This window comes from Streptomyces sp. NBRC 110611, assembly GCF_001590865.1.
GTDB lineage: Bacteria > Actinomycetota > Actinomycetes > Streptomycetales > Streptomycetaceae > Streptomyces.
Window position 1 is genome coordinate 412042 of the sequence record NZ_BBUY01000004.1, and the last position, 13231, is coordinate 425272.

The window sequence follows — 13231 nt, forward strand, 5'->3', positions numbered from 1 at the left end:
CGCAACGGCGAAACGGAGGTACGGCGCCGCAGACGACAACGTGGGAAGGAGCGCTATGCGCCAGGGGCGGTGCCCCCCAGGTGCGCCGGAATCCACCACGTGTCATCCGGGCCCTTGGGCCGTACCGGGTAGGCGCGCTGGGCCGCCTCCAGCAGGTCCTGGACGCGGGTCCGCAGGCGGTCGGTGATCTTCTCGGCCTGGTCCGCCGGGTCGGCCTCGACCGGCGCGCCGATCCGGATGGTGATGGGGAAGTGGTTGCGGCCCAGATTGCGCTTGTGGCCCTTGGTCCACAGCCGCTGGGTGCCCCACAGCGCCATCGGCAGCAGCGGTACTCCCGCCTCCTGCGCCAGTCGCGCCGCGCCCGACTTGAAGTGCTTGAGGGTGAACGACTCGGAGATCGTCGCCTCCGGGAAGACGCCGATGATCTCGCCCGAACGCAGCGCGGACAGCGCGTGCTTGTAGGCGTGCGTCCCCTGCGTACGGTCCACCGGGATGTGCTTCATGGCCCGCATCAGCGGCCCCGACACCTTGTGCCGGAACACCGACTCCTTCGCCATGAAGCGCACCAGCCGCTTGGCGGGCCGCGCCGCCAGACCGGCGAAGATGAAGTCCAGGTAGCCGATGTGATTGCTCACCAGGACCGCCCCGCCACGGCGCGGGATGTGGTCCGTCCCGGCGATGTCGAATTTCAGGTCGAGCGCCTTGAAGGCCGTACGCGCGGCGCCGATCACGGGCGGGTAGACGAGCTCTGCCATTGTCCGGGGGACCCCTTTTTCCATGCCTGGGGAGGGTTCTCCCGGCGGAAACCTACGCCGTCGTCACTGCGGCTTTGGGGAGATCGTCCCTTATCGAGGGCCCGGCGGCCAGCGCCGGGGGTGCCGGGGGCGGGAGATTCTCGTCACGCCGGGACCGGTTCAGCCGGCCGCCCTGCGCAGCAGAAGGTACATCTCGCACCCCAGGCAGTACCCGAAGGCGGCGTTGAGGAAGGCCGCGGCGAACGCGCAGGCGGTCGCCGCGAGCCCCAGCCACAGGGGCCCGGCGGCGTACCCGACCAGGCCCGCCGCCGCGAAGACGAGCCCGACGCCCTGGGCGAACCGCGGCGGCGCGGGGTCCTCGAATGCGGTCGGCGCGGACAGCCGCGGGCGCACCGCCACCCTGAAGAGCCAGGCGTAGGGCGAGCGCTGGACACCCGCCACCACGCCCACGGCGAAGATCACCGCCTGGACGGCCAGCAGCGGCCCGCTCCCGCTGATGAGCACGGCTGCCAGTACGACGGTCGTCAGTGCCGCCCCGAACCTCGGGCCGCGTACGTCCACCACAGTCCTGTCGTCAGTCATGTCCTCACCATCCCGCAGGCCGGGCCGTCTGCGGGAGCGGGCACTCCCGCGGAGGATGAATCGGAAATCCGTTCGGTAGCGTGAGCGGGGAATCTTTCCGGACCGGTGAACGCTGGACCCGGAGATGACTGGACTCTTGGTGTGCATCGCAGTGCTCGTGGTGGCGGGTGCCTTCGGCGTGTGGCACCAACGCCGCAATGGAAGGCTTACGGTGCGGAAGCGGGATAATCGGGACGAGGTGCGGCGGCTGGGCGCGGCCGAGATCGGCGCGGAGCTGGGGGAGCGGGCCACTCTCCTGCAGTTCTCCAGCGCCTTCTGCCAGCCCTGCCGGGCCACCCGCCGCACGCTGGCCGAGGTCGCCGGCATGGTCGAGGGGGTGGCTCATGTCGAGGTCGACGCGGAGGCCCACCTCGGGCTCGTGCGGGAGCTCAACATCCTGCGGACCCCCACGGTGCTCGTCCTCGACGCGGCCGGCCGGATCATGCGCCGTGCCTCGGGTCAGCCCCGTAAGGCCGATGTGATCGCGGCCCTCGGGGAGGCCGTCCGTGATTGATCTCCCAGAGGCCCGTTCTCCCTTGACGGTGTGGGTCACGCCTCGTCAGCCTGACGTGATGCGGCCAGGATTCCTTCTCCACGGACACGCCTGCGCGGACCACCACGGCGGCGGGGCAACTCCATGACGGCCTCGTCCGATTCCCTGGCGGCCTCGCCCGGCGCCGGCGTGCCCCGCACGGCCTCCCCCGAACTCCTGCGCTCCGTCTTCCGGCAGCACGCCGCCGGCGTCGCGGTGATCACCGCCCGCGGAACCTGCCCGGTCGGCTTCACCGCCACCTCCCTGACCTCCGTCGCCGCCGAACCGCCGCTGCTCTCGTTCGGTATCGGCACCGGCTCGTCGAGCTGGCCGGCCGTCTCCGGCGCCGAGCACATAGGCGTCCACATACTCGGCGAGCACCAGCAGGAGCTGGCCGCCGCCTTCGCGCGCAGCGGCGCCGACCGTTTCGGCCCCGGCACCTCCTGGCGGACCGGCCCCGAGGGCGTACCTCTCCTGGACGGCGTCCTGGCCTGGATGGTGTGCCGGGTCGTGGCCCGGGTGCCGGCCGGTGACCACCGGATCGTCCTCGCCCAGGCCATCGTCGGCGACCCCACGGAACCCGGCCGCCCGCTCCTCTATCACCAGGGTCGCTTCAACGCGCTGCGGGACTGAGAGGTTCCTGCGCGGCGCCCGCTTCCCGCCGTCCGGAGTCGTTGGCAAGGTCACATGTGAACGGCCTTGATTCGGGGCAGGAGACTGGATGTACTGGCGAGTAATATGACGGTCGGCGTGGGGGATCCACATCCGACCGGGAGCCGCCCCAACAGGCGCCTATGCTGCCAGCACAAGGCAGTTCTGAAGAGACGAAGCAGGTAGGAGAGCCGGCGTGAGCTTGAGGATCGTTGTCTGTGTGAAGTACGTGCCCGACGCCACCGGCGACCGGCACTTCGCCGAGGACCTGACCGTCGACCGTGACGACGTGGACGGTCTGCTCTCGGAGCTCGACGAGTACGCCGTCGAGCAGGCCCTGCAGATCAAGGAAGCCGCTGACGGCGAAGCCGAGATCACGGTCCTGACCGTCGGCCCCGAGGACGCCAACGACGCGCTGCGCAAAGCCCTGTCGATGGGCGCCGACAAGGGCGTCCACGTCGAGGACGACGACCTGCACGGCACCGACGCGCTCGGCACCTCGCTCGTGCTGGCCAAGGCCATCGAGAAGACCGGTTACGACCTGGTCGTCTGCGGTATGGCCTCCACCGACGGCTCGATGGGTGTGCTGCCCGCACTGCTCGCCGAGCGGCTGAACGTCCCTCAGGTCAGCCTGCTCTCCGAGGTTTCGGTCGCCGGCGGCAAGGTCACCGGCCGCCGGGACGGCGACACCGCCACCGAGCAGCTGGAGGCCGCGCTGCCGGCCGTCGTGTCGGTCACCGACCAGTCGGGCGAGGCGCGCTACCCGTCCTTCAAGGGCATCATGGCCGCCAAGAAGAAGCCGGTCGAGTCGTACGACCTGGAAGACCTGGAGATCGAGGCGGACGAGGTCGGCCTCGCGGGCGCCTGGACCAAGGTCGAGGACGCGGCCGAGCGGCCGGCCCGTACGGCGGGCACGATCGTCAAGGACGAGGGCGAAGGCGCCAAGCAGCTCGCCGAGTTCCTCGCGGGTCAGAAGTTCATTTAAGGCCGGGGGCCTGGGGCCCGCGGCGCGGCCGCCATGTCACCGGCCCCGGATCACCACAGCAGGCCCGGCCTTCTCCCCACCGCCCTCATCACTCTTCCCGCAGGAGTCACCCCATGGCTGAAGTCCTTGTCTACGTCGACCACGTGGACGGCGCCGTCCGCAAGCCCACCCTCGAACTGCTCACCCTGGCCCGCCGCATCGGTGACCCGGTAGCCGTCCACCTCGGCGCGAACGCCGCGGAGGCGGCCAAGGTCCTCGCCGAGTACGGCGCCGTCAAGGTGCTCGCCGCCGATGCGCCCGAGTTCTCCGAGTACCTCGTCGCCCCCAAGGTCGACGCGCTGCAGGCCGCGTACGACGCGGTCTCCCCGGCCGCCGTGCTGCTGCCGTCCTCCGCCGAGGGCAAGGAGATCGGTGCCCGTCTCGCGGTCCGCATCGGCTCCGGCATCATCACCGACGCCGTCGACCTGGAGGCCGGCGACGAGGGTCCGGTGGCCACGCAGTCCGTCTTCGCGGCCTCGTACACCACCAAGTCCCGTGTCACCAACGGCACCCCGGTCATCACCGTCAAGCCCAACTCGGCCGCCCCGGAGGCCGCGCCGGCCGCCGGCACGGTCGAGCAGCTCGCGGTGACCGTCGCCGACTCCTCCAAGGGCACCAGGATCGTCTCGCGCACCCCGCGCGAGTCGACCGGCCGCCCGGAGCTGACCGAGGCCGCGATCGTGGTCTCCGGCGGCCGCGGGGTCAACGGCGCGGAGAACTTCCCGGTCATCGAGGCCCTCGCCGACTCGCTCGGCGCGGCCGTCGGCGCCTCGCGTGCCGCGGTGGACGCCGGCTGGTACCCGCACACCAGCCAGGTCGGCCAGACCGGTAAGTCGGTCTCGCCGCAGCTGTACATCGCGGCGGGTATCTCCGGTGCGATCCAGCACCGCGCCGGTATGCAGACCTCGAAGACCATCGTCGCCATCAACAAGGACGCCGAGGCGCCGATCTTCGAGCTGGTCGACTACGGCGTGGTCGGCGACCTCTTCGACGTCGTCCCGGCGCTGACCGACGAGGTCAAGTCCCGTAAGGGCTGAGCCCGTTGAGGCTCCGCCCCCGGAGCCTGCCGGTCGCCTCCCTGGGCCCCGTACGCGGCGCGCGTACGGGGCCCAGGCGTGCCCGCCCCAGGCCCTAGTCGCCGGTGGCGCCGTCGATCCGCTCGCGCAGCAGGTCGGCGTGGCCGTTGTGCCGCGCGTACTCCTCGATCATGTGGACGTAGATCCAGCGCAGGTTCAGCTCCTTGCCGCTGCGCTCATGGCGGAAGGTCTCGTCCAGGCCGCGCCCCTCGACCGCGGCATCGGCCGCCGCGATCTCGGCGCGCAGAGTGGCGAAGTCGGACTCCGCGCCCGCCGCCTCGGCGTCGTCGAAATCGGCGTCGATATTCCGCTCCAGGTCGTAGAGGTCCGCGAGGTCCTCCCCGGCGAAGCGCTCGCGGAACCAGCTGCGCTCGACCAGCGCCATATGGCGCACCAGTCCGAGCAGGGTGAGGGTGGAGGGCGGGGCGCTGCGCCGGACGAGCTGCTCCGCGGTGAGCCCGGCGCACTTGGCGAGCAGGGTTTCGCGGTGCCAGTCGAGCCAGCCCTGGAGCATGTCCCGTTCGCCGGCCGCGGCCGGGATGTCGGCGCGAGTGATCTGGGGTGCTGTCCATGTCATGCGGGTGAGTCTCACCGGGACGGCAGCCGTGCGCCATGGAGTTTTCGCGGTACGGGAGCGGGCGGGTGTTGACCTCGTCGAATCGACCCAGTTAACTTCGCTATACGGATTGTTGATTCCGTTAAGCGGAAAGAGCGACGACCGCCGGGAGGGTGTCGAATGGGGCAGCAGGAGACCGTGGCGACGAGTCTTGCGCACACCGTACGCGAGGAGATCGACGCCGCCCTCGCCGCAGTGGACGCCGACCTGGCGCGCCGCTACCCCGGCGATCCCGGCACCCGTCAGCCCGTCCACACCGTCTATGTCCCCGGCGACGAATTCGCCGCCGACACCCTCCGCTCCTGGGGCGGGCGGGCGCTGGCCGCCCTCGACGAGCACGCCCCCGACGCCGGTGCGTTCGCCGCCGTCCTCGGCATCCCCGACCAGCTCGCCGAGGATGTCTACGCACGCGTACGCGCCAAGCTGCAACGCGAGCCCGTCGAGGACCTGCGGATCGACTTCGAGGACGGCTACGGCCTCCGCCCGGACGCCGAGGAGGACGCGCACGCCGCCCGCGCCGCCGCGCTCGTCGCCGCGGCCTTCGAGGACGGCACGGCCGCCCCGTACATGGGCATCCGGATGAAGTGCATGGATGCCGCCGTCCGCGACCGCGGCATCCGCACCCTGGACATCTTCCTCACCGGCCTGATGGAGGCCGGCGGCCTGCCCGACGGCCTGGTCCTCACGCTCCCCAAGGTCAGCTATGCCGAGCAGGTCACCGCGATGGTCCGGCTGCTGGAGGCCTTCGAGAAGGCGCGCGGCCTGGCGCCCGGCCGGATCGGCTTCGAGATCCAGATCGAGACCACCCAGTCGATCCTGGGCGCCGACGGCCGGGCCACCGTCGCCCGCATGATCGAGGCCGCCGAGGGCCGCGCCACCTCCCTGCACTACGGCACCTACGACTACAGCGCCTCCTGCGGCGTGAGCGCCGCCCACCAGTCGCTGGACCACCCGGTCGCCGACCACGCCAAGGCGGTGATGCAGGTCGCCGCCGCGGGCACGGGCGTCCGGCTGTCCGACGGCTCGACGAACATCCCGCCCGTCGGCTCCACCGCCCAGGTCCACGACGTCTGGCGGCTGCACCACGGCCTGGTCCGCCGCTCACTGGCCCGCGCCTACTACCAGGGCTGGGACATGCACCCCGGCCACCTGCCCACCCGCTACGCCGCGGTCTACGCCTTCTACCGCGAGGGCCTGGAGCGGGCCGCGGCCCGGCTCGCCGCGTACGTGGGCAGGACCGGCGGCGATGTCATGGACGAGCCCGCCACCGCCAAGGCCCTGTCCGGCTACCTGCTCCGCGGCCTGGACTGCGGCGCCCTGGACGCCGCCGAGGTCGCCCGCCGGACCGGCCTGACCCGCGCCGACCTGGACGCACTCGCGCGTCCCGCGCACACGGCCTAGGGCCTGTGCCGGAAGTCCCTCCCCCAAGCTCTCGGCTTCTCTCCCACTCTCAACTTCGTTCGAGCGGCCGTTGTCGGGCTCGCCCCGGTACGCCCAGTATCGGGGCGACCCTCCGCCTTGCGATGCAGCTCGGCATCCGAAGACGGTTCAGAGCCGAGACGGAGTGAGCGTCGCGAACGGAGTGCACCGGACGCCGCCGGGCCCGCCCTCCGGGCGGACGACGGGACTTCCGACACAGGCCCTAGAGCGCCGGAGGGATCTCCCCGGATCCCCGTGTGATCAGACGCGTGGGAACCTCCACGCTGCGGGGCGGCTCGGTGGCGCCGTCGAGGCGGCGGAAGAGCAGTCCGGCGGCCGTGCGGCCCATCCGGGCCGGGTCCTGGGCGGCGACCGTGATCGCGGGCCGGACGAGATCGGCCAGTTCGAAGTCGTCGAAGCCGACGAGCGCGACCGGTCGCGGGTGTTCGCGGAGGACGCGGACGGCGGTCACGGTGACGCGGTTGTTGCCCGCGAAGAGTGCGGTGACCGGCTCGGGGGTGTCCAGCATCGCGGAGGCGGCGGCGCGTACCCGGTCCGGGGCGGTGGGGCCCAGTGCGATCCAGGAGTCGTCAACGGGCAGGCCGGCGGCGGCCATTGCGGCGCGATAGCCGCGCAGCCGTTCCTGTGCCGTGTGGATGCGCGACTGGTCGCCGATGAAGCCGATCCGGCGGTGGCCGTGTGCGAGGAGGTGGGCCACCGCGTCCCGCGCGCCGCCGAAGTTGTCGGAGAGTACGGTATCGGCGTCGATCCGGCCGGCCGGGCGGTCCACGAACACGGTCGCCATCCCGGCCGCGATCTCCGGTGCGAGATACCGGTGGTCGTCGCCGGCCGGGATGACGACCAGGCCGTCCACCCGGCGTGCGCAGAGCGCGAGCACCAACTCCTGTTCGCGGGCCGGGTCCTCGGCGCTGGAGCCGTTGATCAGCAGGGCGCCGTGGCTGCGGGCGACCTCCTCGACGGCGCGGCTGAGCGGGCCGTAGAAGGGGTCGGCGAGATCTTCCAGTACCAGGCCGATGCTGGCTGTTCGGCCCTTGCGCAGGATCCGGGCGGAGTCGTTGCGGCGGAACCCCAGAGCCGTGATCGCTTCCTGGACGCGCCGTTCGGTGTCCGGGGTGACCCCCGGTTCGCCGTTGACCACTCGCGAGACCGTCTTCAGGCCGACGCCGGCGCGCGCCGCGACATCCTTCATCGTGGGCCGGGTGCCGTAGCGGCGGGAGGTGCCCCGCGCGGTGTGGGTCACGGTGTGCGGTCCCGTTTCTCTCGGCGTCGGGTGTGGCGTCGAGCATAGCCCCTGGACAACGTTGTCAATCGGCGGAAGACTGGCGCCCTCACGCTGGGCCGCTACCCCCGGCCCCCGGGCCCACCAGGAGATGTCACACCGATGCAGACGGACCTCACCGCGGCGCTGGACATCGGCGGCACCAAGATCGCCGGCGCGCTGGTGGACGCTGACGGCGGACTGATCGTCAGGGCGGCCCGGCCCACTCCCGCCGACAAGGACGGGGCGGCCGTGATGCGCGCGGTGGCCGAGGTGCTCCGGGAGCTGACGGCGGGCCCGGAGTGGGCGCGGGTGACGGCGGTCGGCATCGGCAGCGCGGGCCCGGTGAACGCCAGGGCCGGCACGGTCAGCCCGGTCAACATCCCCGGCTGGCGTGACTTCCCGCTGGTCGCCGGGGTGCGGGCGCTGGTGGGGGAGCGCCCGGTGACACTGGTGGGTGACGGTGTCGCGATGACCGCGGCCGAGCACTGGCAGGGCGCCGCGCGCGGTCACGCCAACGCGCTGTGCATGGTCGTCTCCACGGGGGTGGGCGGAGGGCTCGTCCTCGACGGGCGGCTGCACCCCGGTCCCACGGGCAACGCCGGGCACATCGGCCACATCAGCGTCGACCTGGACGGCGACCTCTGCCCATGCGGCGCCCGCGGCTGTGTCGAGCGGATCGCCAGCGGCCCCAACATCGCCCGCCGGGCGCTGGCCGACGGCTGGCTGCCGGGCCCCGACGGGGACACCAGCGCCGTGGCCGTCGCCGCCTCCGCGCGGGCCGGAGACCCGGTCGCCGTACGCTCCTTCGAGCGAGCCGCCCAGGCGCTGGCGGCCGGCATCGCCGCCACCGCCACGCTCGTCGAGATCGATATCGCGGTGATCGGCGGCGGGGTCGCGGGCGCGGGCGAGGTCCTCTTCGCCCCGTTGCGCGCGGCGCTGCGCGCCTACGCGACGCTGTCCTTCGTCTCGGACCTGACGGTCGTACCCGCCCAAATGGGCACGGACGCCGGGGTGGTGGGTGCCGCGGCCGCCGCACAACAGTCCCGTCTCGATGCCTTCGCGCCCGCGCCCTGACGCCACCCCGGCCCCCCGCGCGCCCCGTACTCTGGTGTCGGCCGCGGACCCTGCCAGGGGACTGCCCCACACCTGAGGGCTGTTGCACAGCGACGCACACCGGCGTATGCGTGACGGACGGAGTCCGCGGCACGGCACGACGTCACACCGCACGACGTCACACGGCACGGCGGCCGCACGGCACGGCGGAACGCGACATACCGGCAGAGATACCGGCATCGAGGGGGAACGGCGACGGTGACATCGGGGGAGCACGAGGAGCACAGGGCGGACGAGGCCGGCGGGGCCGGCGGGGCGAGTGGACCCGAGCGTGACGGGGCGCCCAGGGCCGCCGCGAGCGGGCCCCGGCGCGGTACCGACGCCGATCTGACCGGCCGGCTGCTGGGCGGCCGGTACCGGGTGACCGGGCGGATCGGGCGCGGCGGTATGGGCGTGGTCTGCCGCGCCGTCGACGAGGTGCTGGGCCGTGAGGTCGCGGTCAAGGTCCTGCGGGCCTACACCGACGCCTCCGCCCCCGAACTGGCCGATCTGCGTACCCGGATGAAGCGCGAGGCGCGGGCCGCCGCACGTATCCGGCACTCCGGCGTGGTCACCGTCCACGACGTCATCGACGTGGACGGCCGGCCGGTCATCGTCATGGAGCTGGTGGACGGGCCGTCGCTGGACGACGCCCTGGAGCAGGGCGGTCTCGGCCCACGGGAGATCGCCTGGATCGGCGCCCAGGTGATGGACGCGCTGCACGCCGCCCATCAGGCCGGCGTGCTGCACCGCGATGTGAAGCCGGGCAACATCTTGCTGGACCGATGGGGGCACCGCGCGGGCCGTTCCGGCCCCGGGGGAGGGCGCGTGGTGCTCACCGACTTCGGTATCGCCAGCATCGAGGCCCCGGGCGACGGCGCGACCACCCACCTCACCCGCAGCGGCGAACTGGTCGGCTCGCTCGACTACCTGCCCCCCGAGCGCGCCCAGGGCCAGGACCCCACCCCGGCCTCGGACATCTGGTCGCTGGGCATGACGCTGTACGCGGCGGTCGAGGGCGGCAGCGCCCCGTTCCGCCGTACGTCGGTGTGGTCGACGCTCACCGCGATCGTCACCGAGCCCCTGCCCGAGCCCCGGCGGGCCGGCCCGCTCACGCCCGTGCTGCACGCCCTGATGGCCAAGAACCCGGCCGACCGGCCGTCCGCCGCCGCGGCCCGTGATCTGCTGCAGGCGGTGGCCGAGGGGCGCGAGCCCACCGCGACGCCGTCGCCCGGCGCGCCGCATCTGCCCACGGCGACGGACCTGCGGGCGGTGGCCGCACCAGCGCCTCCGCCCGAGCCGTTCGCCCCGCAGCCCGCTCCCGCGCCCGCCTCTGCTGCCACGCCGCCTCCGGACGCACCGCTTCCGGCCACACCGTCTTCGGCCACCGCGTCGCACTCCGCCACCGCGTCGCACCCCGGGCCGGCGTCGCCGCCCGCGCGGAGGCGTCGCCGGATGCTCCCGGCGGTCGCCGCGGCGCTCGCCGTGCTCGCGGCCGGCGGCGGTGTGACGTACGCGCTGGTCGGCGGCCCCGGCGATACCGTCGCGAACGGCAGGCGGGACCCGGCCGGGCCGGCCGTGACCCCAGGCGGGCCGGACACGCCGAGCTCGGCCACCGGCAACGGCGAAGACGAGGGCAAGGGCAAGGACGAGGGTGACGGGGAGGACCGGGGCGATGGCGCGGCGGGGCAGGCCAACGGGCCGAGCGCCTCGCCGTCCCCCTCGGGTCCGCCCTCGGACGGCGCGACGTCCCGGGACCCCAAGCCCGGTGGCGCAGGCGGGAGTTCCGGCGACGACAGCGGCGGCGGTACGGGCGGCGACGACGGCACCGGCGGCGGCAGCGGCTCCGGGGGCGGGGACGGCGGCGGGTCCGGAGGCTCCGGGAGCTCCGGGGGCGGCACCGCCACCGGAGGCAGCGGCGGCGACCCGACCCCGTCGACGTCGTGTGTGCCGATCGGCGGCGGAAAGACCAACTGCGACGTATGGAGGGCCGCGAACTCGTACACCCAGTCCTTCCAGCAGGTCGGCACCCTCAACATGGGCACCAACTACTTCTACTGCCAGGCGAAGCTGGGCCGCCGCGAGACCTATGGGAAGTGGACCAATGTCTGGTGGGCCAAAACCGATGACGACAGCGGGAACACCGGGGTCTACGTGAGCGTTGTCTACCTCAAGGGCGGGGCGAACGACCAGCCCATTCCCGGCCTGCCCGCCTGCTGACCGCCGCGGCGGGACCGATGTCCCCGGTGGTGTGCGCGCCGCAGATGTTCTACGTCCGACGCTCACTCCCAGGGCTCGTTTCGCCCCATGCGCAGATGCTGCGGACGAGGGGTCGCCGTTGACCTTTCAGGGCGTCCCCCGTGGTGCGATACCGCTGCTCGGCGTCCACCCCTTGGTTATCGCAGTTGCCGTACTCGAGGTAACCCGGTGGCGACTCGCGACCATCGGGTATTTCTCCCGCCCAATTCGCTCCTGATTCTCTCTCGTGGGACCGGGCCCGGAATGACGAACACCGTGATCGGCGGGGAGTACCCACCTCCGGCGGGGAGAGCCCGGACGGAGAGCGGCGGTTCGGAATGAGCACCGGCTCGGCTTCCGCTTTTCGACTCGCCGACTGTCATACGCACGCTGGATGTCCGGCCCTACGGCGCGATATTCCTCCGGGACCTGCCCCCGCGCTTGTGGCGGCATTTTCTGACCCGTCCGGCACCGTGCGCGAAGAACGGATGACGCGCGCGGGTGGTGGCGTCCGCAGAACCGTGCGATGAGCCGCCGTCATATGCGGATTCCCGCACGCCAACGCGGGTACAAGCACCGGGTATGCGGGTGAGGGTTTCGGTACGGGAGGGGTGGGGGAGCGCTTGTTTGCCGGGGGCTTCGCGGCGGGGGATGCGGGACCGGCCTCCTCCTCGCGATGCATTTCACGATCGGCACGTCCATGGGTGCGGGAAGCCTCCCTGGCCGGGCCGGTGATCGAATGCGCAACGCTCCCGGTCATACGCGCGGCCCGTGGTCCCGAGCGTTTCCGTGGCAGGGTGTTGCGGGCAACTCACCTGGGTCTAGGGAAGAGGGGAAACCGTGATCGTCTGGCTGAACGGCACCTTCGGTGCGGGCAAGACCAGTGCGGCGCATGAATTGCTCGACCTGCTTCCCGGAAGCACGCTCTACGACCCCGAACTCTTAGGCACTGGCCTGCGGTTGATGCTTCCGGCCAAGCGGCTGGAGGAGGTCGACGACTATCAGGACCTGCCGTCCTGGCGGCGGATGGTCGTGGACACCGCCGCAGCGCTGCTCACCGAGGTGCCCGGCCCCCTCGTGACGCCGATGACACTGCTGCGCCAGGATTACCGCGATGAGATCTTCGGCTCCCTCGCCGCCCGTCGGATACCCGTACGCCACGTTCTGCTGCATGCGGAGGAAACGATCCTTCGGCAGCGTATAGCGCTCCGTGCGGAGCAGCCGGGGGATCCCGAGGCCCACGCCTCCGTTCGCCGCTGGAGCCTGGAACACCTGGGCCCGTACGCCGACGCGCTGGCGTGGCTCCAAGGCGACGCGCACGTCGTCGACACCACCCTGCTGACCCCCCGGCAGACCGCCGAGCGGGTCGCCGAGGCCATCCGGACCGGCGCGGGTGCCTGTGACATCGTGCAGACTCCCGAGCCCACCGCCGAGACGCTCGCCGCCGGTGTCCTGCTCTTCGACGACCAGGACCGGGTGCTGCTCGTCGATCCCACCTACAAGGCCGGCTGGGAATTCCCCGGCGGCATCGTCGAACGCGGCGAGGCCCCGGCCCGCGCCGGCGTACGGGAGGTCGCCGAGGAACTCGGCATCGAGCTGCCGCACGCCCCCCGGCTGCTGGTGCTGGACTGGGAGGCACCCCATCCGCCGGGCTTCGGCGGCCTGCGGCTGCTCTACGACGGCGGCACTCTGACCGACGACCGGATCAGCAAGCTGCTCCTGCCCGGCTCCGAACTGCGCGACTGGCGCTTCGTCACCGAGACCGAGGCCGCCCAGCTGCTGCCCCCGGTCCGCTGGAACCGCCTCCGGTGGGCCCTGCGAGCCCGGGAGCGGGGGTGTCCGCTGCATTTGGAGGCCGGTGTCCCCCTTTAGCGTTCCGCTGCGCTTGGCCGGCTTCCCACGTTGTTGGCTTTCCCGCCGTGTCG

Annotated in this window: 12 protein-coding genes; 8 read left to right on the plus strand and 4 right to left on the minus strand. The window is 72.4% G+C overall.

Going from position 1 to position 13231, the window contains the following annotated elements:
* Positions 1 to 53: 53 nt before the first annotated feature.
* Complete coding sequence (locus AZE13_RS12690) at positions 54 to 755, minus strand: lysophospholipid acyltransferase family protein (protein WP_066930497.1); 702 nt, start codon at positions 753 to 755, stop codon at positions 54 to 56.
* A 159-nt stretch (positions 756 to 914) separates the two neighbouring features.
* Positions 915 to 1337 carry a DUF4395 domain-containing protein gene (locus AZE13_RS12695; RefSeq protein ID WP_066930498.1) on the minus strand — a complete coding sequence of 141 codons (423 nt, stop codon included), beginning with the start codon at positions 1335 to 1337 and terminating at the stop codon, positions 915 to 917.
* A gap of 124 nt (positions 1338 to 1461) precedes the next feature.
* Between AZE13_RS12695 and AZE13_RS12700 the strand changes: the two genes are divergently transcribed.
* The 4 genes from AZE13_RS12700 to AZE13_RS12715 all read left to right on the plus strand — a co-directional run bounded on the left by AZE13_RS12700 (position 1462) and on the right by AZE13_RS12715 (position 4620).
* Entirely contained in the window at positions 1462 to 1890 is a 429-nt protein-coding gene (locus AZE13_RS12700; protein WP_079123929.1) for a TlpA family protein disulfide reductase, read from the plus strand.
* Positions 1891 to 2034: 144 nt separating this feature from the next.
* A complete protein-coding gene (locus AZE13_RS12705; protein ID WP_066930647.1) occupies positions 2035 to 2541 on the plus strand; it encodes a flavin reductase family protein in 507 nt (168 codons plus the stop codon).
* A 214-nt stretch (positions 2542 to 2755) separates the two neighbouring features.
* Positions 2756 to 3544: an electron transfer flavoprotein subunit beta/FixA family protein gene (locus tag AZE13_RS12710; RefSeq protein WP_079123930.1), complete on the plus strand. Its 789-nt coding sequence runs from the start codon at positions 2756 to 2758 to the stop codon at positions 3542 to 3544.
* 113 nt (positions 3545 to 3657) lie between these two features.
* Entirely contained in the window at positions 3658 to 4620 is a 963-nt protein-coding gene (locus tag AZE13_RS12715; RefSeq protein WP_066930501.1) for an electron transfer flavoprotein subunit alpha/FixB family protein, read from the plus strand.
* 94 nt (positions 4621 to 4714) lie between these two features.
* On the opposite strand, the gene AZE13_RS12720 is transcribed toward AZE13_RS12715, so the two are convergent.
* Positions 4715 to 5236, minus strand: coding sequence for a DinB family protein (locus AZE13_RS12720; RefSeq protein WP_066930502.1), 522 nt, complete (start codon positions 5234 to 5236; stop codon positions 4715 to 4717).
* Positions 5237 to 5395: 159 nt separating this feature from the next.
* Between AZE13_RS12720 and AZE13_RS12725 the strand changes: the two genes are divergently transcribed.
* The gene (locus AZE13_RS12725; protein WP_066930503.1) at positions 5396 to 6676 is read left to right on the plus strand and encodes a DUF6986 family protein; all 1281 of its coding nucleotides are present in this window, start codon (positions 5396 to 5398) and stop codon (positions 6674 to 6676) included.
* A 241-nt stretch (positions 6677 to 6917) separates the two neighbouring features.
* Here AZE13_RS12725 and AZE13_RS12730 read toward each other — a convergent pair whose 3' ends face one another.
* Positions 6918 to 7955 (minus strand): LacI family DNA-binding transcriptional regulator, encoded by a 1038-nt coding sequence (locus AZE13_RS12730; RefSeq protein ID WP_066930504.1) that lies wholly within the window; start codon positions 7953 to 7955, stop codon positions 6918 to 6920.
* Positions 7956 to 8096: 141 nt separating this feature from the next.
* On the opposite strand from AZE13_RS12730, the gene AZE13_RS12735 reads away from it, so the two are divergent.
* From AZE13_RS12735 to AZE13_RS12745, 3 genes are all read left to right on the plus strand, one after another.
* On the plus strand, positions 8097 to 9050 hold the full coding sequence (locus tag AZE13_RS12735) for an ROK family protein (protein WP_066930505.1): 954 nt from the start codon (positions 8097 to 8099) through the stop codon (positions 9048 to 9050).
* Between the two features lie 366 nt (positions 9051 to 9416).
* Positions 9417 to 11288 (plus strand): serine/threonine-protein kinase, encoded by a 1872-nt coding sequence (locus tag AZE13_RS12740; protein WP_066930648.1) that lies wholly within the window; start codon positions 9417 to 9419, stop codon positions 11286 to 11288.
* An 858-nt stretch (positions 11289 to 12146) separates the two neighbouring features.
* The gene (locus AZE13_RS12745; RefSeq protein WP_066930506.1) at positions 12147 to 13178 is read left to right on the plus strand and encodes an NUDIX hydrolase; all 1032 of its coding nucleotides are present in this window, start codon (positions 12147 to 12149) and stop codon (positions 13176 to 13178) included.
* The last annotated feature ends 53 nt before the right edge of the window (positions 13179 to 13231 follow it).